Raw genomic sequence first — 23,327 nt, 5'->3', positions numbered from 1 at the left:
ACAGTTTGAGAGAAACCTCTACCCTTAAGTCTGAGGATTGAAGTAATGAATAGTCTGAGTTTAATTTCTCCCGGGCGGGCGGGCTTTCAACCAATTCTTTCTGGCAAAGCGTTAGTCGCACTTTAAACCTGCGGCGGCGGCTGTCGGAAATTCGATCGGCACAAACGTAACACCAAATTGTTCTCTAGCACACGGAACAACGTGCGCTAAAGCTTTAGGAGGGTTTTTCCGATTTCCAGTTGTCAAGTCAAACTCAATTATACCCGTGGCACCGTCAGCTTTAAAGTCTGGAGATGCTAAGGTTTTTTGCATTCCTTCACGGCTGGGTTCTGGCTGTAATTCTAGGGATTTAATCAGCGTTTTAGCGGCATCGTAGGTTAAAGCCGATCGAGTATTGACTGGGCCTCCCCACAATTTTTCAGCATTAACTGGAAACTTTTTATCAAAACTGATTAACGGATGCCAAAACACGGATACGGCGAGTTTTTCAACAGATTTTAGCTGTTTTACTGCTTTTAAAGTTCTCGGATCGTACAGAGTCCAAGGGCCGACCATCCAATTGCGATTGTTGTTGATTTTAATCATTTCGATCGCATTTTCTCCAGCCTTAGTAACTTGACCGTCTGGAAAGACAGCTAGGGCTGTTATTCCGGCTTTCTCAACTTCTTTGATTGCTGCTTCGGCGTTAAAATCATTTTTAGATAAGTCGTAATTACTGGTTCTAAAAGTAGAACCTCCTTGGGCTTCAAATTGCTTTTTGAATTCTTCCCACAAAGAAGCGCTAAACGGACTGTTGGGATTGTAAAAAACTGCTACTTTTTTTGCACCGACTTTAATCAGTTGATTTACTAAGCCTTCAGCTTCTTTGCTAGTTGTTGGGGCTGTCCGAAAGAAAAATTTCCGAGGTTTGCGCGTTAGTTCTTCTGTTGTGCTTCCCGGAGAAATGGCGATTAGTTTATTTTGATTGTAAATATCTACTGTTTCCACGGTCATGTCGCTGGTGTAGTGTCCGATGACGGCTAAAATATCGGGCTGAGTGACTAGGTAATTTGCCCTTTGCTTTGCGTAGGATTTGATATTGCCGTCATCCGCGATGATGATTCTGAGACCTTTTTTCCTAATAGCTTTTGGTTCGAGAAAGCCTTGACCGGGAAAATCTTTATTGCTGTTATTTGCAACGAGGAGACCTAAATTAACTTCAGTTTGAGCTTGAGCAAGACCTCGCAGCAGTTCTTCGGCTAAATCTGCGTTGACAATGCTACCGTCCTGATTTCTGCGGATGGGAACAACAATTGCGATGGTATAATACTCTGCATTGATTGCTTTGAGCAGGGCATTGTTCATGTAAATTAAAGTTTCTGGGTCTCTGCGGTCTTCTCGCCAGGACTGTTTGAGCAATTTTAAAGCTTCAGAATAATTGGCTTCGGCAAACTCATTGATTCCCCTTTGTTTTGACCAAAGGGCGGAGGTTTGCACTAGAAGTTTTTCGCCAGAACTTACACCATCTGGGGAGGGTGTAGGTAGCGTTTGTGGCTGGGAAATTCTGGGGATTAGCGGGTAAATTTTGGGGATTGAAATTACGATCGCCCCTGCGGCAATTACCGCAACACCCAACAGCAGCCAGCGAAAGCGCGATCGCCCCTGCGGCGGAGTTTGGCCTGACTCGGGTTCTTTGCTCGGTGGCGAATCCTGGTTTGGCGAAACTTCATCAGAATCAGACGCTCCCAAATTCGGCGCAGGTTCGAGTAATAGAGGCGATCGCATCGCGTTCAAGTCTCGCAAAACCTCAGTCACAGATTGATATCGATTTATTCGATAGTGGAAGCGAACCATCCGATCGAGAATATTTTTTAGATTATCACTCACTGGTAGCGGAGTGCGATCGGACGTGGAGTCATGCCAGATAATTTCACCAGCACCATCGTAGTTTTTGAGCTCTGTGGGATGCTTCCCGGTGAGAACTTGAATCACGATCATCCCTACGGAGTAAATATCATTACCAGCATGGGCAGTACGCCCATTTGATTGTTCCGGAGACATATAACCGCTGGTGCCGATCGCCTGCGATGTGAATATTCTACCTGTAGAGTCAGCAGTCAAAGTGCTGATTTCTTTGACAGCCCCAAAATCAATTAAAACAATTTTGTTATCTGTTGTGCGCCGAATTAAGTTAGAAGGTGTAATATCGCGATGAATAATATTTTGTTTATGGACGAACTTTAAAATTTCCAGAATTTCCAGCAACAAGGCGATCGCCCGATCCTCTTCCCACTGTGTACCTGGAGTGAGTTCTTCCTTGAGCTGATGTCCTTCAATGTATTCTTGAATTAAGTAAAAATGGTCGTTTTCTTCAAAGTAAGCGAATAATTGGGGAATGCACGGGTGATTGCCGAGACAGCGCAAAGCACTAGCTTCCTTTTCAAATTGCGTCCTTGCCTTCTCCAAGACGTGCGGAGCATTCGATGAAGGAAAAGGAATTTCCTTAACAACGCACTCGGGATTTCCGGGTTTGGCTAGATCGTTAGCCTTGTAGGTAATCGCAAACCCTCCCTGTCCCAATTTCTTGATAATTTGGTACCTTTCGTGAAGGATATACCCTGGCTCTAGACACATATATTTTTCAGCACCTGTTGACTGGCTCCGGTCTTTGATGTTGATTATACGCTTTTTTGTTCCTAGATACACTTTGGCAACATATCAAGTTCGTCTGTGCCCATATCAAAAACATTATAACTTTCAGCAATTTCTCATTTCCAGTTGTCACTGACTAATAAATAATGATGATTGATGATCGATCGCCAATGACTAATTATGTTTCCCCTAACTTGCTAAGAACAAAAGCAGCTAAAAACCCGCAGACAGTAATTAAGCCAGCAAAATCGTGAGTTTCCTCGAATGCTTCGGGAATCATCGTATCTGAGATCGTGGCTAAAATACCCCCTGCTGCGGCGATCGCCAATCCGCTATCGCTTGATTCTGTTTTAGCAGGGTGCAAAGAGCCCGATCGCTTGCGGTGTTTTGCTCCCTGCTGATTCAAAAACCAATTGGCGGCTGTATAAACAGCAGCGCCGCCCAAAAAGCCGATCGCCGTTGAGTCAAAACCGCCGCGCTTGTAAGCTTCATCCATCAACTCAAAAGATAGCGCCCAAATCAGCACACCGGCGCCAAAAGCCATAATTGTGGCGATCGCGCGCTGGGGAATCCTGATAAAGTAACCCACCGCCGCTCCCAGTAGCAGCGCCGAACCACCCACTAAACCCCAAAATTCTGCCTGCAACCACACTGGAAACATGACTACGCACCTCAAAGCAAAAATTTTTAGACCTGCATAAAAATTATAGATCTTTTATTGGGGGGAGGCAGCGGATACAGCACTTTTCAACCCAGGGATGTACTCTCCTTTGGGCTGGTATTTTCTAATAAGTTATGACTGACATCACGTCTGGTAAAATCATCTTTATAAGTTCGTAGTGAGGACTTCAGTCCTCTAATTTTTATGAGGACTGAAGTCCTCACTACGAACCAATTTTACCTGTATTTTTAATAAATTATGATTAATGATTACTAATAAAAAAAATCCCAGGCATAACCTGGGAATGGGAAATATTAATAAAAGTAATGTTGTTTTAATAAATTGAATTTGCCGGAAAGCGGCGATAATTTGGGTAATAATCGAGCAGCACTGGTAGATTTGAGAGCGGACTGCGGGGCGGGCATTCCGGTTCCGGTGCCGCACCCATCGCATTTTCCAATCTCAATAAAACACTTGCGTTCATGTTGGATCACCCGTTATGCTTGGCTGCTGTTGCGAGTCTGGCTTGCCAGATCCAACAGTTGCGCCCAACGTTTTTGGACTTGTTTGGGGGTGCAGTTGAGTGCAGTGGCGATCGCCTTATCGCATTCTTGATTCCGCTTCATTGCTAACAGTTCTTGTTGTTCGGGCGACAGTTGAGCGCGAAATGTTTCCCATTTGTCCGAAGTCATGCCCAGTTTTTGATCTACATCAGCACCCAGCCATTCGTGAACGAGTTTCCAGTTTTGAGTGCGGGCAAATTTTTCGACGTGGTACTTAAACCGTTGTTGCAGGTAGTCGCGCTGGCGGGAGGACAAACCGAGAACGCGATCGATTTCCGAAGCCGAAAGATCTTGCAATTTTAAAGTTAAGTAGCTAACACATTCTGGCTGATTTTGCGATTCCAGATAGGCGATCAATTCAGCGACTACTCGATCACGCAACACAGCATCAGCCGGATCGACAGTTTCCGAAACCATTTGTTCGCGGACTTGTTGCAGCGCCGGAGAGCGGCTGTACATTTCTGCATCTTCTCCCTTGCCGGATTCTACTGCCATTTCAATGTCGATCGCAGTTTCGGGAGGTTGGCCCTTAGCAAATCCTTGAGCGCGAAGCACGATCAGGCGTTGGCGGTTGCGGCCGGGTAAACCGATTTGGCGCTTGGCGTATTGTTCGGTGAAAGCCATGTACTCAGCCAATTCAATCTGGGTGCGGGGAGTGTAGTTGAGATCCAGTTGGTGTTCGCGGCGGAAAGCGCGCAAAGCTTCGATGTAAAAGCCTTGCAAAAAGTCTTCAATCATGTTGTAGCGAGCTTGGAAGTTCAAGTTCGATCGGAAAGAAGCAACATGACGGTAAATCATCGATGCGAGGTGAGAGTGCAGTTGGACGCGGCCTTGTTTGGAACCGAGGCGGTAGAATTCGAGAGTTTTTTGCAACCGGTGTTCGGCCAAGGTGATTTGCCAAGCTTCAACTTCGCCGGAAATTTGGATGCGATCGCTTTTTTGGCAAATCCGTTCGACTTCCTTAGCAATTCGCATCGCCACTGCTTGAGCGCTGCGGCTGGCAGTTTTCATTTCTGCTTCCAACTCTTTGAGGGCGAATTCAGCCAAAGCCAAGACATCGATGCTGGAAACTGTATTGATTTCGGCGGTTTGTTCGGTGGAGGCGGCTGGAATGAAGTTGAGGTTAGAAACAGTGTTGCAGTTGACGGGGTTGGTGGCAGTTGTGACAGTCATGGCGTTTATCGGGTGGTAGCGCAGTGCGAGGACATTTTTCAGGGAGCGAGGCGGCAGTTGCTGGCGGTTTCGCTTGGCACGGCTGATTCAACTCTCTATGTATTGAATATAGGGAAATACAGATAGGCACAGTGATGCCAGTGTTCCACTCTCTCATGCAACATTTTTTGGCTGCCGAATCTGATTTTAAGCGCTGGCTGTTGACGATAGATTTTATTGCCTTCAAAGCCTGACTGTACAAGCCTTCTGAGCTGTTATGCGGGTGTGGCGATCGCGACAAAGATGGACGGTGTTCCGGGGCCGCTGAGTGGACAATTTAGCAACTGGCCTTTTGAGGGGGTTTTCGGCGTCGGAGATTGCGGAATTGAGACTCGGCAGAATGTAGCGAACTGCACTATCTTCAGAACCTACGCCACAGCAGTTGGGAAACCCGGTCAATTTAGAAATTTTCTTTTAAAAGGGGCAACGGCTTTTTTTGAACGAACCGCGAAGACGCAAAGGAGGCGAAGGAAGATAAGAGAAGTACAGAGGCCTGTCAAACCTATTCACGCCGATTCTCTCTCCAACACCAAAGTCACCGGGCCGTCATTATCTATAGACACTTGCATCATGGCTCCAAACAAACCTGTTTCAACTTTTAAGCCACTCTGGCGCAACTTTTCGACAAATTTTGCATAAAGTTTTTCGGCGGCTTCAGGGGCGGCAGAGCGATCGAAGGAAGGGCGCCGACCTTTGCGACAGTCGCCGTAGAGGGTAAACTGACTGACAACCAGGAACTCGCCGCCGATGTCTTGTACGGATTTGTCCCAGCGCCCGCCGTCGCTGGCCGAGTCGGGAAACAAACGCAATTCTAGGCATTTCCGAGCCATCCAGTCGAGTTCTGCTTCGGTGTCGGTGTCTGCAATACCTACAAGCAAGTTGAGTCCGCAGCCAATTTTGCCGATAATTTTACCGTTAACTTGGACTTGAGATGATTTGACTCGCTGGATGATGACTCGCATGGGAAATCTCAAACAGTCCTGGACATATATAGGGATAAATTCTTAGGTACGTAGTTGCGCTTCAGCGCTCTTTCCGATATCCCAAAAAGAGCGCTTAAGCGCAACTACGTACCTGGATTTTAAGAGCGCTTAAGCGCAACTACGTACCTGGATTTTAAGAGCGCTTAAGCGCAACTACATACCTGGATTTTAAGAGCGCTTAAGCGCAACTACGTACCTGGATTTAATGTGACAGTTGCGTCCAGGTTAGTTTTTCCCGAATCCTTTGCCGCGATTGGGTGCAGGCATACAGAGACAGTTTTCGATTTGCGATCGCAAAGTCTCGGTATCCAAACCCTGACCGATCAGAACAAGTTGGTTTTTTGGCTCACCTTTCCACTGATCGTCATCCATTGAAAATCGCTTGCCGCTCAAGTGGAAAATATGCCGTTTCGGACTTTCTTCAAACCACATAATCCCTTTCGCGCGAAACACGTTTGTTGGCATTTGGTGGTCTAAGAAATATTGAAATTTCCTCAGAGAAAACGGCTTGTCGCTTTGGAAAGAAATTGAGGTAAATCCGTCATTGTCTAAATGGCCGGAGTGGTCGTGATGGGCATGATCGTGATGATCGTGATGATCGTGATGATCGTGATGGTCGTGATGATCGTGATGATCGTGATGATCGTGATCGTGATGACCGTGATCGTGATGGTCGTGATCGTGATGACCGTGATCGTGATGGTCGTGACTGCTAGCAGTTTCCTCAGATTGAAAATATTTGTCAGATTCAAACAATCCGACGCTGAGGACTAAAGGTAAGGGAACTTGCGATTTTACCGTTCGCAAAATTCGAGCGCCTTCTTTGATATCGCGAATCTTAACTTCCAACAAATCTAAATCTGCTTCTTCAACCAAATCTGTTTTGTTGAGAATAATAATATCGCCGTAAGCTATTTGACTGTAGGCTGCTTCTGAGTTGAACAAATCTAAGCTGTAGTTGGCTGCGTCTACTACTGTAACTATTGAATCTAGACGGGTCATGTCGCGCAGTTCTGTGCCTAAAAAAGTCAGAGCTACTGGCAGCGGGTCGGCGAGTCCGGTGGTCTCGACTACTAGATAGTCGAGCTTTTCTTGACGTTCTAAAACTTTGTAAACTGCATTAACCAAATCTTCGTTAATTGTGCAGCAGATGCAGCCGTTGTTCAGCTCAACCATGTTGTCGTCTGTAGTGACAATCAGTTCGTTGTCGATGCCGATTTCACCAAATTCATTGACTAAAACTGCTGTTTTCAAACCTTGCTGGTTGGTCAGGATGTGGTTGAGCAGGGTTGTTTTGCCGCTGCCGAGAAATCCTGTAATGATTGTAACGGGCAATCCGTGTTTGGGAGCGTCCATCGCCGTTTCTGTCTCGGACTGAGTTGTAGATTGCATAACTTGACTGTCAAATAATGTCGATCGCACTTTCCTTGTGGTTCTTATTGTATCTTATTTAAGCTCAGCCCCCATCAACCCGGTTTCTGGGAGAAATTTTGGGTTTCGCGGCATGGCATCTACGCATCAACCGCAAATAAGCTTCAGAGTACGAATGCTATTGGCTTACAGCCTGTTTTTCCGGTAAATCCAGCGGCGACAAATTTGGGGCAGACAATCGCTTCGTGCGATCGACCAATTCCCCCTGCTCTATGATGGTTTTTGCGATCGCGCTGCTTCATTCAGTTGACCGCTTGACAGCTTGTCGTGAGCGAAGTCGAAGGGTTGACCGCTTGACAGTTGATAGCGACATCTACCTGGAAGTCCGAGGATTGGAGTAATGAATAGTCTGATTTTAATTTCTCCTTAAAAGGGTTCCGGCTTTTAACCAATTCTTGGGTGCATCTGGTTTTTGAAGAGGGCGAAGCATGACCGCATATAAGTTATTAGTTATAATCTCATATTGATTTCGGTCATGCTTCGCCCCTACAAACATATTTACCAAAGTGAGATGCACCCCAATTCTTTATGGTAAGATATTTATTTTTAACTATCAATTAAAATCGGGCGGTGGCTAACAACAGCCACCGCCCTCAAGATAGTATTATTGCACTATCTAAATCTGTGCTTACGCAGGAAGCAAGACTGTATCGATGATGTGGATGACGCCATTATCAGCAGCAACATCGGCTGTGGTAACGGTAGAATCATTGATTTTGACGCCATTGGAAGCATCAATTTTCACTTCTGAACCTTCAACTGTTTTGGCAGATTTCAGCTTGACTACATCAGCAGCCATAACTTTGCCAGCAACGACATGATAAGTCAAGATTTTTGTGAGCTTAGGAATGTCCTTAAGCAGTGCTTCTACAGTACCTGCGGGAAGCTTAGCAAAAGCTTCGTCTGTGGGTGCGAAAACTGTGAAGGGCCCGGTGCCTTTGAGAGTATCGACTAAACCAGCAGCTTTGACGGCAGCAACCAGAGTTGTAAAAGAGCCTGCCGAAACGGCGGTATCAACGATGTCAGCCAAGTGAGTCACCTAGGTTTTGTCTTCCATAAATCAATATAACGCTTAAAAGTTAATTTAGCTACCTAAATTTTTCTTTTATTTATTCAGTTATTCTGATATAAATAGCAAAATATTCTTCTAGAAATAACTTATAAAATACCTGTCTAAAGGTAGATAAAAATATCGAAATTTTATTGTATTTTAATGCAAAACAACCTGTTCCTAAATACATTGGTAAGCCGATCGCGAATCGTGCGATCGCCCAGGCGCAGTATGAAATGTAAACGCAGAGCGATCGACATAAATAACTGAGCTGGCAAAACCTTCAAGATCGATCTTTGCCAAAAGCGCACACAAAGTTTCTGCCTGCTGAGGTCATTGGTATCCTAAAAACTGCGTTACACTTATACAGGTATCTTTACAAAACAACATACAAACATGACAGTTGCCTATCCCCGCAAGCTTCGCAACGGCATGGGAGCGCGCGAGATTTTAAGTCAAGTGGTGCGCGATCGCGAAATCCACTTGATTACCCTCAACCGCTACCGCTACAGCGAACAGCGCAGTTGCAAAGACCTCACCGACTTGATCGAGCAGCTAGACGGCGAACCGGCCGAACTCGTGCGGGATCTTTCCCGGCATATCTCGGACGAAGCGCGACACGCCATGTGGCTTACAGACTTGCTCGCAGACATCGGCGAGAAGGTGGGAACGCCGCCAGGAGTCTCCTACATTGACGAATTTGAAAGGTTGCTCGACAGCGACCAAAAAGACCCTACCAAAGACCGCGAAGATTTTGTAATTTCTTCCCTAGCGGCGATTAACGTCACCGAGAAGCGGGGATGCGAGTATTTCTCAGCGCACATCCACGCCCTCAAAAATGCTCCTCAAACCGACGAAAACGTCAAAATCCGCGAAACCATCGAAAAGATTTTTCCCGAAGAAGCTGGTCACGTCCGCTGGGGCAACCGCTGGCTGGGTAAAATTGCTGCGAAGAGCCCGGCACACCGCGAGAAGGTGGAACAGGCGAAACGCAAGTATGCAGCGATCGAACAAGCAGCATTTGCATCGGGAATGGATATCATGCTGGGAGCAGAACTGCGTCGCGTCACCCGTCTCGTGGACATTGCCAACACGATGCCGATGTGGGAACGCCCACAATACCTGATGGAACGCTTGCCAGCCACTCTGCTCGCCCCCGATTTGCAAATGACCAGAGTCGATGTAGCTCAGCGGGCCTGGAACCGAGATCCGCAAGCATTTGTGGAGAAATTTGTGCCGATGTTCCTCAATGGATTAAAACCGATTGAGAAGAAGCCCGCGGCTGCTAAGCCCAAGGCTTAGATACAGGTGAGGGAGAGCTCAGGATATGGGTTCCCAGGCTGTGCCTGGGAACCAGTCATTATTTAAGTCATACCGAATTCTTTAATGTAAAATCCAAAACCTAAAATCCAAAATCCTATAAGTCCTATTTTGCTAAGTCCTGAAGAGGAAGTAAACTGTATTGGTAAAGATTATTGGAACACTTTTCCGTTTAAATATTAATCATGACTAACAGCGAGCCAAACCCACAAACACCTTCCGCAGAAAGCCTCTCTAGCGAAAGCGCGATCGCCTCCGAGCAGGTCGAAAAAGCCACAGCAGTGAGCTATGCCGAAGAAATTGAAACTGTGATTGCCAGCATGGCTGTAGACCAAAAAGTGATGGTCGGTCAAAATGAAGCTGGCGGACATCTTTGGAAATTCAAGTACGGGAGCGTTGAAGTGTTCGTGCAACTCACGGGCGAAACCGAAAATGATACTTTAACTGTTTGGGCTTTTGTGCTTCAGTTGCCGGCAAAGAATGAAGCTGAATTAATGCGGAAACTGCTAGAAATGAATTGGCTGGCTACTTTAGAATCTCATTTTGCGATCGTTGACAACCAAGTTGCCGTAATATCAACTCGGACGATCGCCGAAATCTCTGCTGGGGAAATGTCACGCGCTATTACTATTGTAGCCACCATCGCCGATGACAACGATGACTTGCTGCAAGCAGAATTTGGTAATTAGTCATTAGTCATTAGTCATTAGTCATTGGTCATTAGTCATTAGTCATTGGTCATTAGTCATTGGTCATTGGTCATTGGTAATTTGAACCAACTGTCAACTGTCAACTGTCAACTGTCAACTGTCAACTGTCAACTGTCAACTGTCAACTGTCAACTGTCAACTGTTAACTAATGACTAATGACTAATATGCAGGCCCTGCGATCCAAGAAATCGCGATTCCCAGCCCCAAACCGACGAACACTTGAAAAGGAGTGTGTCCCAGCAACTCTTTCAGGCGAGCCTCATTAAAGTTGTGGTCTTCCTCAAAAAACTCGTCGATAATTTGGTTGAGGATTTGAGCTTGTTTCCCTGCTGCTTGGCGGACTCCAGCAGCGTCGTACATGACAATAATTGCAAAGATGGCTGCGATCGCAAATTCTGGACTTTCCCATCCCATCGTTTGTCCGACTCCCGCAGCCAAAGCGCCCACAAAAGATGAGTGAGAGCTGGGCATTCCGCCCGTTGTTACCAAATACCGCAGATTAAACTTACGATTTTTGATTAATTCGATCGGCAATTTAATGATTTGAGCCGACAGACAAGCGATCAAAGCAACTATCAGTACATGATTGTGTAAGATGCCGCTGCAAATTTCCTGCATATTCTTTAGTATTTCTAGTTACTGCGGCTGGTAATAAAATCGGCGATTCCCAATAAAGGCTGGGCTTTACTTCCAAACACTGCCAATTGAGCCTTAGCATCAGCAACAAGCTCTTTGGCTTGGCGCCGAGACTCCTCAATTCCCCACAAACTCGGATAAGTCACCTTTCCGGCTTGAACATCTTTGCCAGCGGTTTTGCCCAATTCTTCTTGAGTAGCAGTAATATCCAGAATGTCATCAATTATCTGGAAAGCCAGCCCAATATTTTTAGCAAAACGCGAAAGCCGCTGCAAATCCGCAGCAGAAGCCCCAGCCAGAATTCCCCCACAAACCACGCAGGCTTCTAACAGCGCGCCGGTTTTGTGAGCGTGAATGTAGGTCAAAGTTTCTATAGAAACATCTTTCAATCCTTCCGATTCCAGGTCAAGTACCTGACCGCCTACGAGTCCAGCAGCGCCAGATGCCCGCGCTAAATGGGCGATCGTCTGCAACACCTGTAGGGGGGGTACGTTCTCAGTTTTAGTGGCGATAAATTCAAAGGCATAGCTCAACAAACCATCGCCAGCCAAAATTGCGATGTCTTCGCCGTAGACTTTGTGGTTAGTCAGTTTGCCGCGCCGATAGTCGTCGTTGTCCATTGCCGGCAAATCGTCGTGAATTAGCGACATGGTGTGGATCATTTCCAAAGCGCAAGCTGTGGGCATTGCCATTTGGGAAGTGCCACCGGCGATTTCGCACCCAGCCAGACACAGGATCGGACGTAGCCGTTTGCCCCCTGCTAGCAGTGAGTAGCGCATGGCTTCGTAAATTTTCTCTGGGTAGATGACCTGGATCGCACCGTCGAGAGCTACCTCGATCGCCTTTTTTTGTTCGACTAGGTAAGTAGATAAGTCGAAAGCGGATTCCGGTTGAGACGAATCCATTTCTGTTGCTGCAAATACCATCCCTTGCTCTCTTGTACTGAATGTGACGAAAGGATACTGTGAGTTGTTTTGGTCGATCGCGCCGACTTTTAGGGGGGCGATCGCTCGAAATCTGAGACTCAATTTAATCATTTTACGGGTGTTGTTGCACAGAAACTTATTAGTGTGGATGTCAAGGATTTAGTTTTGCTTGAGGGTTGGGATATGAAGTTGTTGACACCGGAACAGATTCGGGACTGAATCTGCTTTTCTGAGCAGTCAAGAGATGTGCGATCGATCGCTCTGCTTCACCAAACTATTTTGTTAAATTTTATTGAGTCGATCGCTACCGTGGATATGAACTAGCCTACAGTACAATCAAAAACAAACCACATATGGGACGTGGCTAGGGCAGCGAGAATCCTCGCCAACCGCAAAAGATCAGCCGTTCGTCAGCAAAAAATAGCAAGAATACTCAGTAGAAGCTTACGGTAGATCATGCAACCCTTTAAACTGCCAGAATTTTATATGCCTTGGCCGGCGCGGCTGAACCCAAACCTGGAAGCCGCGCGAGTTCATTCCAAAGCATGGGCCTACGAGATGGGGATACTTGGCTCAAAAGAAGAAGCCCAAGGCCAGCCTATTTGGGACGAACGCAAATTCGATGCCCATGACTACGCCTTGCTTTGCTCCTATACCCATCCAGACGCACCAGCAACGGAACTAGACTTAGTAACCGACTGGTATGTGTGGGTATTCTTTTTTGACGACCACTTTCTGGAAATCTACAAGCGTAGTCAAGACATGGTTGGGGCGAAGGAATACCTCGATCGACTGCCAGCATTTATGCCGATCTACCCTAACGACACCCCTCCCGTTCCCACCAACCCAGTAGAGCGGGGCTTGGCAAACCTGTGGTCTCGCACCGCCTTTACTAAGTCTGTGGAATGGCGGCAACGATTCTTTGAGAGTACCAAAAACCTCTTGGATGAGTCGATGTGGGAACTTGACAATATCAACCAAAATCGAATTGCCAACCCCATCGAATACATTGAGATGCGGCGTAAAGTTGGCGGCGCACCCTGGTCTGCGGATCTGGTGGAACACGCCGCGTTTGTAGAAGTTCCGGCCAAAATTGCCGCAACTCGACCAATGCGGGTCTTGAAAGAAACATTTGCCGATGGAGTACATCTACGCAACGACCTATTCTCCTATCAAAGAGAAGTAGAAGATGAAGGCGAGAACTCGAACTGTGTATTGGTCTTAGAACGCTTCCTCAATGTGAGTACCCAAGAGGCGGCTAACCTCACTAATGAACTGCTGAACTCACGGTTATATCAGTTTGATAATACTGCTGTCACCGAGTTACCTTCCCTGTTTGAGGAGTACGGAGTAGATCCAGTAGAGCGTGCCCATGTTCTCCTTTATATCAAAGGACTTCAGGACTGGCAGTCGGGCGGTCACGAGTGGCATATGCGATCGAGCCGCTATATGAACAAACAGGAAGCGGATAATTCTGCGACACCAACGATTCTGGGTGGGCCTACTGGACTAGGCACATCGGCGGCGCGGCTTGAGTCGTTATACGCCAACTTGGGTTTAGGAAGGTTCAAGAGCTTTACTCACGTTCCCTACCAGGCTGTAGGGCCAGTGAAATTGCCCAATTTTTATATGCCCTTCTCTACTACTTTGAATCCCAATCTGGATGCAGCGCGGAATCATTCTAAGGAATGGGCGCGCCAAATGGGGATGCTGGACTCACTACCTGGCATTCCTGATGCTTTCATCTGGAATGACCACAAGTTTGATGTTGCTGATGTAGCCCTATGCGGTGCGTGGATACATCCGAATGGGTCTGAGTATGAGCTAAATTTAACAGCTTGCTGGCTGGTTTGGGGAACCTATGCCGATGATTACTTCCCAGCACTCTACGGGAATAACCGCGACATGGCTGGCGCGAAAGTGTTCAACGCCCGACTGTCGGCGTTTATGCCTCTCGACGACTCCACCCCCCCAGCCGTGCCGACTAATCCGGTGGAACGTGGCTTGGCAGATATTTGGTCTCGAACTGCTGGCCCGATGTCTGCTAATGCGCGGACTGAGTTCCGCCGTGCGATCCAGGATATGACTGACAGTTGGGTGTGGGAACTTGCCAATCAAACTCAAAATCGGATTCCAGACCCGATCGATTATATTGAAATGCGTCGTAAGACGTTTGGTTCGGATTTGACAATGAGCTTGTCTCGACTAGCCCAGGGCGGCGAGATACCAATGGAGATTTACTACAGTCGGCCAATGCGATCGCTGGAAAATTCCGCGGCCGACTTTGCCTGTTTCACTAACGATATCTTCTCCTACCAGAAAGAAATCGAATTTGAAGGGGAAATCCATAATATCGTACTGGTTGTGCAGAATTTCCTCAACTGCGATATGATCCAGGCTGTCGAGATTGTGAACAATCTGATGACCGCGCGGGCGCAGCAGTTTCAACACATTGTCGCCACCGAACTGCCAGCCCTTTTTGAGGATTTCAACCTGGATGAAAGCACTCGCGAGAAACTGCTTGCATATGTCGAGAAACTAGAACAATGGATGTGTGGCGTACTCAAGTGGCATACGAAAGTAGACCGCTATAAGGAATTTGAATTGCGTAATAGTGCTTCCCCAGTAGTGCGACTGCTCAACGGGCCCACAGGGTTTGGCACTTCGGCAGCACACATCAAATCTTTGGTCGGTGCAAGCAGTTTTTTGGCCAATAATCGGTAAATTTGAATCGAATTGTATCTTTTTGTCAAAGATACGATTTGATTGTCTCTTTTTACAAGATAATCTGTCTTGCTAACTTAGGTTTTTCTCGATCGCCCTTCGGTGAAGTAAAACCAAGTTGTTTTTTGAGTAACTAGAAAGTGAAGAATTAAGTTATGACCTATTCCAATGATTCGGGTTCAGATGTTGAGAATCAGCAGCCTCAGTTGAGTTTAAGTACAGCAGCAGCCCGTAATTTGGCGACGACCACCAAATCTGCACCGCAGATGCAGGAAATTACCTCACGGTGGTTGTTGAAACTGTTGCCGTGGGTGCAAACAAAGGGTGGCGTATATCGAGTTAACCGTCGTTTAAGTTATACCGTAGGTGATGGAAGAGTCTCTTTCACCAACACTGGCGCAACTGTACAAGTAATTCCCCAAGAACTTACTGAGTTGCCATTGCTCAGAGGGTTTGAGGACACAGAAGTTTTAACTGCGTTGGCGAACCAGTTTGTGCAGGAAGAGTACGCGGCCGGGGACACGATCGTTGAAATAGGTCAAGCAGCCGATCGAGTATTATTGATCGCCCGTGGTAAAGTTAACAAGATTGGTCTTGGCAAGTATGACGAACAGGTTGTTTTAGATGTACTCGCTGATGGCGATCGTTTCGGTGATGAATCTCTAGTAGAATCTCAAGACACCTGGCAGTATACCCTCAAAGCTCTTACCAGATGTATCGTATTAGCATTACCTCAACAGGCGTTTGAGCAAATCCTTAACCAGTCCGAAGCTTTACAAACTCAGGTCGATAAGTTCCGCGCCATCCTCAGCCAGCCACAAACTACTGAAGGTGAAGCTGCTATTAATGTATCTGCCGGTCATCGCGGCGAGACTGAGTTGCCTGGTACTTTCGTTGATTACGATCTCTCACCCCGCCAATATGATTTGAGCATTGCCCAAACCGTGTTGCGGATCAGTACCAGGGTAGCCGATCTGTACAATGAACCAATGAATCAGACCGAGCAACAATTGCGTCTGACTGTTGAGGCATTACGGGAACGTCAAGAACACGAAATGATCAACAACCCCGAATTTGGGTTGCTGCATAACGCTGACCTCAAACAACGCATTTACAGTAGCACTGGCGCACCTACTCCAGACGACATGGACGAATTGCTGGCTACGGTATGGAAAGACCCTGGCTTCTTCCTGGCTCATCCTCGCACGATCGCAGCCTTTGCTCGCGAGTGTAACCGCATAGGCATCTATCCACAAAGCATTGACATGGGCGGCCACCAAGTACCGGCTTGGCGTGGTGTACCGATCTTTCCCTGCAACAAGATCCCCATCACAAATACCCGCACCAGTTCTATCCTCTTACTCCGCACTGGTCTTGAAAAACAAGGCGTTATCGGTTTACATCAAACTGGTATCCCTGACGAATATCAACCTAGCTTGTCTGTCCGCTTCATGGGCATCAGCGAAAAGGCAATTATGTCTTATCTCGTCACAGCTTACTACTCCGCAGCCGTCCTAGTACCTGACGCCCTCGGCATTCTCGAAGATGTAGAAGTCGGTCGTTAATTAGACCTCGACCAGATTTATTGTGGAACAGGCATCCTGCCTGTTCAAAATCCAATAATTATTGTGGAACAGGCATCCTGCCTGTTCAAAACTTGCTTTTCCAATAATTATTGTGGAACAGGCATCCTGCCTGTTCAAAACTTGCTTTTTTGGAGAGGTCTAAGAGGTCTATTGGTGCTGAGAGGTTAAGGCAAATGATTTTTGTCGATCGGTAATTACGCTCTATTTTAAGCGTTAAATACAGTAGACTTCTCTCAAAAAGCTTGTCTGGAACAGGCAAGATGCCTGTTCCACAATAATTATGGGAGATGTCTAGTAATTATTGACAAAACAATTGCCTTAACCTCTCACCTATTAGAGCGGGTATTTTTGTTAGTAAGTAAAGGATGAGGTAATGACATATTCTAATGATTCGAGTTTGGAAGTTGAAGGTCAGCAACCTCAACTGAGTTTAGGTACAGCCGCAGCCCGTAATTTGGCGACGACAACCAAATCTGCACCGCAAATGCAGGAAATTACCTCGCGGTGGTTGTTGAAGATGTTGCCATGGGTGCAGATCAAAGGTGGTAATTATCGGGTAAACCGTCGTTTAACCTATACCGTGGGTGATGGGAGAATTACTTTCACCAATACAGGCGCGACTGTGCAGGTAATTCCCCAAGAACTTTGTGAATTGCCCTTGCTGCGAGGGTTTGATGATGTTGAAGTGTTGACGGCTTTGGCCAGTCGATTTGTGCAACAGGAGTTTGCACCCGATGATATCATCGTGCAGTCAGGTCAACCAGTCGATCGGCTTTTCCTGATCGCTCATGGTAAAGTTAATAAATTTGGTCTTCCCAAATATGAAGAAGAACCTTTATTGGGCGCGTTAGCTGATGGGGATCATTTTGGCGATGAGGTTTTAGTAGCGTCTCAAAGCAATTGGAAGTTTACGGTTAAAGCTGTGACTCGATGCACAGTATTAAGCTTACCACAACAAGCGTTTAGGGAAATTCTGAACCAGTCGGCGGCTTTGCAGACTCAGATCGATCGAGCCGTAACTCGCGCACAATTACCACAGAATAAGCAGGGTGAAGCCACCATTGCTTTATCTTCAGGACATACTGGAGAAACTCAATTACCAGGGACTTTCGTTGACTACGAACTTTCTCCCCGCGAATATGAGTTAAGTATTGCCCAAACTGTGTTAAGGATCAATACTCGCGTCGCTGATTTGTATAATGAACCAATGAACCAGACGGAACAACAATTACGTCTGACGATTGAGGCATTACGGGAACGTCAAGAATATGAATTGATCAATAACCGTGAATTTGGTTTACTGCACAATGCCGATCTTAAACAGCGTCTTCACCCCCGCACTGGTGCGCCTACTCCTGATGACTTAGATGAATTGCTTACTCGCCGCAGAAAGTCGAAGTTCTTCCTAGCTCATCCTCGCACTATTGCAGCCTTCGGCCGGCAGTGTAACCGCCTCGGTATCTATCCACAAAACATCGACATGGACGGAAGTAAAGTTATTGCGTGGCGCGGTGTACCTCTTCTTCCTTGCAATAAGATACCCATCACCAAAAACCAAACCAGTTCTATTCTTGTGATGCGTACTGGTGAAGAAGATCAGGGCGTGATCGGTTTACAGCAAACAGGAATACCCGACGAATATCAACCAGGCCTATCTGTTAGATTTATGGGTATTAGTGAAAAGGCCATTATGTCCTACCTTGTTACTGCATATTACTCCGCAGCCGTGCTAGTACCTGACGCACTTGGTATCCTTGAAGATGTTGAAATCGGGCGTTAGGAGGGATTCCGGTTGGGACTAATCGATCGGCGATCGAGGTCGATCGCGCCGACTTTTACGGTGGCGATCGATCGGTACGACTCTAATCCCTAATATTGAAGACTTGACAAGTCTCTGGCTGTCTGCAAAAACCGCTGCACCGCTGGCGTGGGATTGTCGCGCCAAATTAGAGCAATTGAGACGATCGGACTTGGTTCTTGTAAATGTTTGTAAACAACCCCAGTGCGCTGGAAGTTTTGCATCGATGCGGGGACGATCGCCACCCCCATCTCGGCGGCTACCAAGCTGATAATTGTCTGCATTTGAATCGCTTCTTGACCGGCGATCGGGCTAAAACCTGCTTGCAGACACAGACTGACGATCGGATCGTACAATCCTGGAGCTAGGGAACGGGGAAATAGTATGAAAGGTTCGGCAGAAAGTTCGCGCAATTCTACAACAGCGCGATCGGCTAAATAATGCGTTTCTGGCAGCGCCACGATCAGAGGTTCTCGAAAAACGATTTCGGAATTTATGCCATCTTCCTCGATCGGAGGGCGCACGAAGCCGATATCAATGCGCCCGAACCGCAGTCGCTGCAATTGTTCGTTAGTTGTGAGTTCGTGCAGTTCGAGCTTGACGGCGGGACACCGAGTGCGAAACGCCTGCAAGATGGCTGGAACTACATTGTGCGCGGCGGAACTCACAAAGCCTACAGTGAGTTGGCCGAGTTCCCCGCGGCTGGTTTGTTTGCCAAGTTGAATAGCGCGATCGACTTGTAGCAGAATTTTCTGTGATTCCTCAAAAAAAACCTGTCCGGCTTCCGTTAGCACAACTGTCCGCTTGGTGCGACGAAAAAGTTGAAAGCCCAACTCTGCCTCCAAATGCTGAATTTGTTGACTTAGCGGAGGTTGAGCCATGTGCAATCTTTCCGCTGCACGAGTGAAATTCAGTTCCTCTGCAACGGCAATAAAGTAACGCAAATGTCGCAGTTCCATAGCTTCCCAATCATTAATATTTTAAAAGTATAAGTTATTAGCTAAAAAGATATTGGACATTGATGATGGCATTTAATACAGTAATTAATAGGTGAGATTGAGAATTAAACAATGGTTAATTTGGATATTAAAATCAGAGAAGCAGAACTTGGAGATTTAGAACTAATTCTGACTTTTATCGCGCAAAAAAGCGAGTTCGATGGAGCTAAAAATCTGTTGGCAGCAACAGCCGATAAATTGCAACAAGCGTTATTTTGTCAGTCTCCGCTAGTGCGGGTAGTATTGGCTGAAGTTGCAGGCACTGCTGTAGGATTTGCGATGTTTTATGCTACCTATTCAAGTTTGTTGGCGCAGCCTTGTCTGTGGCTTGATGATTTATTTGTGCAAGCTCCCATGCGCGGTATGGGAGTGGGTACAGCTTTGTTGAAACATTTGGCACAAATTGCTGAATCCACAAATTGCGGGCGAATTGAATGGACTGTTAATGCTAAAAATTCAGCGGGAGTTGCTTTTTATGAGAAGCAGGGAGCGCGGATTTTGGAAAATATTAGGGTTTGCAGGATTGATGAAAATGCGATCGCGGAACTCGCTAGCAAATGATTCGCTCGCTTTTGTGAAGGAGGATTTTTTTATTAACCGCAGAGAACACAGAGAACACAGAGAGAGAAGAAAGGTTTAGAGTAGTTATGATGACACAAGATTCTTGGAATACGGATCTCTACGAACAGCAACACGCTTTTGTTTGGCAATACGGCGAATCGCTCTTAGAATTACTGGCTCCGCAGGCGGGAGAAGGAATTCTGGATTTGGGCTGCGGTACGGGACAGTTAACTGCAAAGATTGCTGAAAGTGGTGCTTTTGTGCAAGGTATTGATTCTTCTTTGGCGATGATTTCCACTGCTAAATCAAATTATCCTCACATTAACTTTGTGGCGGCGGATGCGAGGAATTTTCAAGTGGAAGAGCCGTTAGATGCTGTGTTTTCTAATGCGGTTTTGCACTGGATAAAACAACCGGATGCTGCGATCGCTTGCGTGGAAAAAGCGCTGAAGCCGGGAGGGCGTTTTGTGGCTGAGTTTGGCGGTAAGGGGAATGTGGGGGCGATCGCCCGCGCGCTTTTGAATGTTTTGTCGGAAATTGGCTGCGAGGAGCCCCAATCGCTTAATCCTTGGTATTTTCCGAGTATCGGCGAGTATGCTCTGCTGCTGGAAAACCACGGTTTTGATGTGAGTTATGCGGTTTTGTTCGATCGCCCGACTCCCCTAGAAGGCGGCAGCGCTGGTATGGTAAATTGGATCGAGATGTTTGCAGGCGGGTTTTTGTCGGGTTTGTCGCCGTTCGTGCGATCGCGCGCAATTAAACAAGTTGAAGAACGTTTGCGGCCCGCTCTTTACCGCGATGGTAATTGGAGTGCAGATTATCGCCGAATTCGCGTTGTTGCTGTCAAGAAATAGTCGGCATTACCCAAATTAGCCGGAATTATCTCAGTAGGAACCGCTCATTTTTGTAAAAAGCATTTGGGTACATCTGGGTTTGGAAAATATTTTTGTAGGGGCGAAGCATGACCTCCGTCAATATGAGATTATAACGAATAACTTATATGCGGTCATGCTTCGCCCTCTTCACAAGTTAGATGTACCGAAAGCATTTTCTGATTTTATTCCTGTATCCGCTCCTGCTTCTGCAATCAAAAGAGCGGATACAGCAATCTCATGTCAAGGCAAAACTGCACATTTCCGCTATGATTCGCGCGCTCGTCAAACCATCTTTTTCGTATAACTAGAAACTGTATTTTCCAACAACATAGCAACAGTCATCGGCCCGATTCCTCCCGGCACCGGCGTAATCGCTCCGGCTACTGTTTTCACAGCATTAAAATCTACATCTCCGGCCAAACGGCTAGTACCATCTGGATTGACGACGCGGTTAATGCCAACATCAATTACTACTGCTCCCGGTTTTACCATATTAGCTGCAATCATTTCGGTGCGGCCGACGGCGGCAATTAAAATATCGGCTTGGCTGGTAATTGATTCTAGGTTTTGCGATCGCGAATGAGCTACAGTAACAGTGCAATCGGCTTCTAACAGCATCAGCGCCATCGGTTTACCCACCAAAATACTGCGGCCCAAAACAACAGCATTTTTTCCTTTCAAATCAATCTGGTATTCCTGCAATAACCGCATCACTCCGGCGGGAGTACAACTCCGCAAACCTTGCTCACCCCGTACCAAGCTACCTAAATTTACCGGGTGAAGTCCGTCAGCATCTTTGTCAGGTGCAATTTGGTACAGCAGCGAAATTGCGTCTAGGTTTTCTGGTAGCGGAAGTTGTACTAAAATGCCGTCTACTCGATCGTCCTCGTTGAGTGCATGAATTGCAAGTTCGAGTTCCGCTTGAGTCACGTTTGCTGGATAATGCTGGCCAAAGGAAGCTATGCCAACTTTAGCGCAGGCTCGCTCTTTGTTGCGGACGTAAGCCGCGCTGGCTGGGTTGTCGCCCACCATCAGCACCGCAAGTCCCGGAGGACGCCCAATCTGGGGTTGTAGGGCGCGGACTTTTTCGCTCAGTTCGCTTTGAATCTTTGTCGCTAAAGCTTTGCCATCTAGTATTTGAGCAGTTTTGGCATCCATTGTAGACTCTAGGTTAGGGGCTGACGAGTTTAAATTTTAGCTTAACTGCCGTCAAGGACTACAAAGCGAGAAATTTCTGACTCGCGATCGACTCTGAGGATTCTGTTACAGTAAGTCGTATCTCACAATCTAAAATATCAAATCCTTTGACAAATGACTACTATAATTCAGCAAGTTTGGATTCAAAGATACTCCATAGGCTCTTTATTGCTAATACTGACTAGCGGTTTGCTCAGTTGTGGCAATGTACCCATGTCTCAACTCAATCTCGGTTTGAATGTTGCTAGCATTGGCGACATTCAACAAAAGCGGCAAGTTGATGGTGAAGTTTATCTCCGAGGGAAGGTGGAAAATCGCGCTCCGTTTGTGGGGAATGCGGCTTATCAAATTCAAGACGGTACTGGTAAGATTTGGATTTTAACTAAGCAAGCTTTGCCCAAGCTTGGCGATGAAGTGTTGCTCAAGGGAGAAGTCCGCTTTAAGAGTATCACCGTCAAGGAATTGGCAGGGAAGGATTTAGGTGAAGTTTATATTGAGGAAATGGAACAATTAAACCGCACTCCAGCGGCTGATAAAGCAAAATAGCTACACGCTAATTTTTTTTCAATAATTAAGTACCTGTATTTCATGAAAATCCAAGGTATGTAGTTGCGCTTGGGCGCTTTGGCTTTGGTTATTGGTGATGAAATGCGATCGCGTTTACGAGCTCTTTCGTTTATATTACAGATTGGGTGAAACAAAGTTTTGACTGGGCTTGTTTATGAGCTTGTTCGTTTTTATTACAAATTTGGGTGAACCCGTCTCTAGTCAAAATTCTTCCCTCTTCCTTCTTCCTTCTTCCTTCTCGGTGCATTTCACTTTTGAAGAGAAGAGGGCGAAGCATGACCGCATATAAGTTATTAGCTATCATCTCATATTGATTGCGGTCATGCTTCGCCCCTACACACATATTTGCCAAACGCCAAACTGAGATGCACCCCTTCCCTCTTCCTTCTTTTCTCTTCCTTCTTCCTTCTTCCTTCTTCCTTCTTCCTTCTTCCTTCTTCCTTATGACTAAAATTCACGTTGCGATCGCCATTTTACACAAAGACGGCAAATTTCTCTGCCAGTTGCGGGACGATGTTCCTCATATCAGGTATCCCGGACATTGGGCTTTGTTTGGCGGACACTTGGAACCGGGAGAAACTGCCGAAGTGGCTCTGCTGCGCGAGTTACTAGAGGAAATTTCCTGGGTTCCTGCAAGTGCCTCTTTTTTCTGTCGCGATGTCGAAGGAGATATTGTGCGCCATGTTTTTCACTCACAACTTACTGCGGATGTCAACGATTTAGTTTTGCACGAGGGTTGGGATATGCAGTTGTTGACAGTGCAGGATATTCGGGCTGGTAAATGCTATTCTGAAAAGTCTGGAGATGTACGACCTTTTGGCATTCCTCACCAGCGGATTTTATTGAATTTTATTGAGTCGATTTGATATTCTATTAATAGACCTCTTGCAAAAGTC

23 protein-coding genes are annotated in these 23,327 nt (G+C 46.5%); 9 read left to right on the top strand and 14 right to left on the bottom strand.

Features of this window, described 5'->3' with window-relative positions; all coding sequences use genetic code 11:
* Window positions 1-111 precede the first annotated feature (111 nt).
* The 8 genes from JGK36_RS02295 to JGK36_RS02260 form a co-directional block, all read right to left on the bottom strand.
* Entirely contained in the window at window positions 112-2,613 is a 2,502-nt protein-coding gene (locus tag JGK36_RS02295) for a bifunctional serine/threonine-protein kinase/ABC transporter substrate-binding protein (RefSeq protein ID WP_293195903.1), read from the bottom strand.
* Window positions 2,614-2,809: 196 nt separating this feature from the next.
* The gene (locus tag JGK36_RS02290; protein ID WP_293195900.1) at window positions 2,810-3,292 is read right to left on the bottom strand and encodes a hypothetical protein; all 483 of its coding nucleotides are present in this window, start codon (window positions 3,290-3,292) and stop codon (window positions 2,810-2,812) included.
* Window positions 3,293-3,626: 334 nt separating this feature from the next.
* Entirely contained in the window at window positions 3,627-3,776 is a 150-nt protein-coding gene (locus JGK36_RS02285; RefSeq protein ID WP_293189555.1) for a hypothetical protein, read from the bottom strand.
* A gap of 13 nt (window positions 3,777-3,789) precedes the next feature.
* Window positions 3,790-5,028: a HetZ-related protein gene (locus JGK36_RS02280; RefSeq protein WP_293195897.1), complete on the bottom strand. Its 1,239-nt coding sequence runs from the start codon at window positions 5,026-5,028 to the stop codon at window positions 3,790-3,792.
* Between the two features lie 545 nt (window positions 5,029-5,573).
* Window positions 5,574-6,029, bottom strand: coding sequence for a D-aminoacyl-tRNA deacylase (gene dtd / locus JGK36_RS02275; protein WP_293195895.1), 456 nt, complete (start codon window positions 6,027-6,029; stop codon window positions 5,574-5,576).
* Window positions 6,030-6,275: 246 nt separating this feature from the next.
* Window positions 6,276-7,442: a GTP-binding protein gene (locus JGK36_RS02270; RefSeq protein ID WP_293195892.1), complete on the bottom strand. Its 1,167-nt coding sequence runs from the start codon at window positions 7,440-7,442 to the stop codon at window positions 6,276-6,278.
* A gap of 143 nt (window positions 7,443-7,585) precedes the next feature.
* Window positions 7,586-7,723, bottom strand: coding sequence for a hypothetical protein (locus tag JGK36_RS02265; RefSeq protein ID WP_293200767.1), 138 nt, complete (start codon window positions 7,721-7,723; stop codon window positions 7,586-7,588).
* 386 nt (window positions 7,724-8,109) lie between these two features.
* The gene (locus tag JGK36_RS02260; RefSeq protein ID WP_293185555.1) at window positions 8,110-8,511 is read right to left on the bottom strand and encodes a fasciclin domain-containing protein; all 402 of its coding nucleotides are present in this window, start codon (window positions 8,509-8,511) and stop codon (window positions 8,110-8,112) included.
* 417 nt (window positions 8,512-8,928) lie between these two features.
* Between JGK36_RS02260 and JGK36_RS02255 the strand changes: the two genes are divergently transcribed.
* Together JGK36_RS02255 and JGK36_RS02250 are read left to right on the top strand one after the other, a co-directional pair.
* Window positions 8,929-9,834: a ferritin-like domain-containing protein gene (locus JGK36_RS02255; protein ID WP_293185554.1), complete on the top strand. Its 906-nt coding sequence runs from the start codon at window positions 8,929-8,931 to the stop codon at window positions 9,832-9,834.
* 203 nt (window positions 9,835-10,037) lie between these two features.
* The gene (locus JGK36_RS02250) at window positions 10,038-10,541 is read left to right on the top strand and encodes a YbjN domain-containing protein (protein ID WP_293176532.1); all 504 of its coding nucleotides are present in this window, start codon (window positions 10,038-10,040) and stop codon (window positions 10,539-10,541) included.
* Window positions 10,542-10,722: 181 nt separating this feature from the next.
* Here the strand turns inward: JGK36_RS02250 and JGK36_RS02245 are convergent, their stop codons facing one another.
* Together JGK36_RS02245 and crtE are read right to left on the bottom strand one after the other, a co-directional pair.
* Window positions 10,723-11,181, bottom strand: a complete 459-nt coding sequence (locus tag JGK36_RS02245; RefSeq protein WP_293176530.1) for a divergent PAP2 family protein — start codon at window positions 11,179-11,181, stop codon at window positions 10,723-10,725.
* 14 nt (window positions 11,182-11,195) lie between these two features.
* On the bottom strand, window positions 11,196-12,125 hold the full coding sequence (gene crtE, locus JGK36_RS02240) for a geranylgeranyl diphosphate synthase CrtE (RefSeq protein WP_293176548.1): 930 nt from the start codon (window positions 12,123-12,125) through the stop codon (window positions 11,196-11,198).
* A 456-nt stretch (window positions 12,126-12,581) separates the two neighbouring features.
* On the opposite strand from crtE, the gene JGK36_RS02235 reads away from it, so the two are divergent.
* The 3 genes from JGK36_RS02235 (at window position 12,582) to JGK36_RS02225 (ending at window position 18,215) form a co-directional block, all read left to right on the top strand.
* Entirely contained in the window at window positions 12,582-14,849 is a 2,268-nt protein-coding gene (locus JGK36_RS02235) for a family 2 encapsulin nanocompartment cargo protein terpene cyclase (protein WP_293195889.1), read from the top strand.
* Window positions 14,850-15,004: 155 nt separating this feature from the next.
* Window positions 15,005-16,414 carry a family 2B encapsulin nanocompartment shell protein gene (locus JGK36_RS02230; protein WP_293195886.1) on the top strand — a complete coding sequence of 470 codons (1,410 nt, stop codon included), beginning with the start codon at window positions 15,005-15,007 and terminating at the stop codon, window positions 16,412-16,414.
* Window positions 16,415-16,808: 394 nt separating this feature from the next.
* Window positions 16,809-18,215: a family 2B encapsulin nanocompartment shell protein gene (locus tag JGK36_RS02225; protein WP_293195884.1), complete on the top strand. Its 1,407-nt coding sequence runs from the start codon at window positions 16,809-16,811 to the stop codon at window positions 18,213-18,215.
* An 89-nt stretch (window positions 18,216-18,304) separates the two neighbouring features.
* Here JGK36_RS02225 and JGK36_RS02220 read toward each other — a convergent pair whose 3' ends face one another.
* Window positions 18,305-19,192 (bottom strand): LysR family transcriptional regulator, encoded by an 888-nt coding sequence (locus JGK36_RS02220; protein WP_293195882.1) that lies wholly within the window; start codon window positions 19,190-19,192, stop codon window positions 18,305-18,307.
* Window positions 19,193-19,303: 111 nt separating this feature from the next.
* Between JGK36_RS02220 and JGK36_RS02215 the strand changes: the two genes are divergently transcribed.
* Together JGK36_RS02215 and JGK36_RS02210 are read left to right on the top strand one after the other, a co-directional pair.
* A complete protein-coding gene (locus JGK36_RS02215; RefSeq protein WP_293176520.1) occupies window positions 19,304-19,792 on the top strand; it encodes a GNAT family N-acetyltransferase in 489 nt (162 codons plus the stop codon).
* A 23-nt stretch (window positions 19,793-19,815) separates the two neighbouring features.
* Entirely contained in the window at window positions 19,816-20,646 is an 831-nt protein-coding gene (locus JGK36_RS02210) for a class I SAM-dependent methyltransferase (protein WP_293176546.1), read from the top strand.
* A gap of 303 nt (window positions 20,647-20,949) precedes the next feature.
* Here the strand turns inward: JGK36_RS02210 and folD are convergent, their stop codons facing one another.
* Entirely contained in the window at window positions 20,950-21,825 is an 876-nt protein-coding gene (gene folD, locus JGK36_RS02205; RefSeq protein ID WP_293176518.1) for a bifunctional methylenetetrahydrofolate dehydrogenase/methenyltetrahydrofolate cyclohydrolase FolD, read from the bottom strand.
* A 153-nt stretch (window positions 21,826-21,978) separates the two neighbouring features.
* On the opposite strand from folD, the gene JGK36_RS02200 reads away from it, so the two are divergent.
* Complete coding sequence (locus tag JGK36_RS02200; protein ID WP_293176516.1) at window positions 21,979-22,410, top strand: DNA-binding protein; 432 nt, start codon at window positions 21,979-21,981, stop codon at window positions 22,408-22,410.
* A 130-nt stretch (window positions 22,411-22,540) separates the two neighbouring features.
* Here JGK36_RS02200 and JGK36_RS02195 read toward each other — a convergent pair whose 3' ends face one another.
* Both JGK36_RS02195 and JGK36_RS02190 read right to left on the bottom strand, forming a co-directional pair.
* Window positions 22,541-22,708, bottom strand: a complete 168-nt coding sequence (locus tag JGK36_RS02195; RefSeq protein WP_293195879.1) for a hypothetical protein — start codon at window positions 22,706-22,708, stop codon at window positions 22,541-22,543.
* A gap of 43 nt (window positions 22,709-22,751) precedes the next feature.
* Complete coding sequence (locus tag JGK36_RS02190; RefSeq protein WP_293189541.1) at window positions 22,752-22,889, bottom strand: hypothetical protein; 138 nt, start codon at window positions 22,887-22,889, stop codon at window positions 22,752-22,754.
* Here JGK36_RS02190 and JGK36_RS02185 point away from each other — a divergent pair.
* On the top strand, window positions 22,875-23,297 hold the full coding sequence (locus tag JGK36_RS02185) for an NUDIX hydrolase (RefSeq protein ID WP_293176512.1): 423 nt from the start codon (window positions 22,875-22,877) through the stop codon (window positions 23,295-23,297). The genes JGK36_RS02190 and JGK36_RS02185 overlap by 15 nt on opposite strands.
* The last annotated feature ends 30 nt before the right edge of the window (window positions 23,298-23,327 follow it).

This window comes from Microcoleus sp. PH2017_35_SFW_U_B, assembly GCF_020737865.1.
Classification (GTDB): Bacteria; Cyanobacteriota; Cyanobacteriia; order Cyanobacteriales; family Microcoleaceae; genus Microcoleus.
Note: the sequence above shows the minus strand (reverse complement) of the source record. Positions and strands in the feature narration are given on the sequence as shown.

Coding starts and splice junctions, on each gene's coding strand:
- JGK36_RS02295 (WP_293195903.1), bottom strand. CDS start 2,613: ATGTGTCTAGAGCCAGGGTATATCCTTCACGAAAGGTACCAAATTATC.
- JGK36_RS02290 (WP_293195900.1), bottom strand. CDS start 3,292: ATGTTTCCAGTGTGGTTGCAGGCAGAATTTTGGGGTTTAGTGGGTGGT.
- JGK36_RS02285 (WP_293189555.1), bottom strand. CDS start 3,776: ATGAACGCAAGTGTTTTATTGAGATTGGAAAATGCGATGGGTGCGGCA.
- JGK36_RS02280 (WP_293195897.1), bottom strand. CDS start 5,028: ATGACTGTCACAACTGCCACCAACCCCGTCAACTGCAACACTGTTTCT.
- dtd (WP_293195895.1), bottom strand. CDS start 6,029: ATGCGAGTCATCATCCAGCGAGTCAAATCATCTCAAGTCCAAGTTAAC.
- JGK36_RS02270 (WP_293195892.1), bottom strand. CDS start 7,442: ATGCAATCTACAACTCAGTCCGAGACAGAAACGGCGATGGACGCTCCC.
- JGK36_RS02265 (WP_293200767.1), bottom strand. CDS start 7,723: ATGAAGCAGCGCGATCGCAAAAACCATCATAGAGCAGGGGGAATTGGT.
- JGK36_RS02255 (WP_293185554.1), top strand. CDS start 8,929: ATGACAGTTGCCTATCCCCGCAAGCTTCGCAACGGCATGGGAGCGCGC.
- JGK36_RS02250 (WP_293176532.1), top strand. CDS start 10,038: ATGACTAACAGCGAGCCAAACCCACAAACACCTTCCGCAGAAAGCCTC.
- JGK36_RS02245 (WP_293176530.1), bottom strand. CDS start 11,181: ATGCAGGAAATTTGCAGCGGCATCTTACACAATCATGTACTGATAGTT.
- crtE (WP_293176548.1), bottom strand. CDS start 12,125: ATGGTATTTGCAGCAACAGAAATGGATTCGTCTCAACCGGAATCCGCT.
- JGK36_RS02235 (WP_293195889.1), top strand. CDS start 12,582: ATGCAACCCTTTAAACTGCCAGAATTTTATATGCCTTGGCCGGCGCGG.
- JGK36_RS02230 (WP_293195886.1), top strand. CDS start 15,005: ATGACCTATTCCAATGATTCGGGTTCAGATGTTGAGAATCAGCAGCCT.
- JGK36_RS02225 (WP_293195884.1), top strand. CDS start 16,809: ATGACATATTCTAATGATTCGAGTTTGGAAGTTGAAGGTCAGCAACCT.
- JGK36_RS02220 (WP_293195882.1), bottom strand. CDS start 19,192: ATGGAACTGCGACATTTGCGTTACTTTATTGCCGTTGCAGAGGAACTG.
- JGK36_RS02215 (WP_293176520.1), top strand. CDS start 19,304: ATGGTTAATTTGGATATTAAAATCAGAGAAGCAGAACTTGGAGATTTA.
- folD (WP_293176518.1), bottom strand. CDS start 21,825: ATGGATGCCAAAACTGCTCAAATACTAGATGGCAAAGCTTTAGCGACA.
- JGK36_RS02200 (WP_293176516.1), top strand. CDS start 21,979: ATGACTACTATAATTCAGCAAGTTTGGATTCAAAGATACTCCATAGGC.
- JGK36_RS02195 (WP_293195879.1), bottom strand. CDS start 22,708: ATGCTTCGCCCTCTTCTCTTCAAAAGTGAAATGCACCGAGAAGGAAGA.
- JGK36_RS02185 (WP_293176512.1), top strand. CDS start 22,875: ATGACTAAAATTCACGTTGCGATCGCCATTTTACACAAAGACGGCAAA.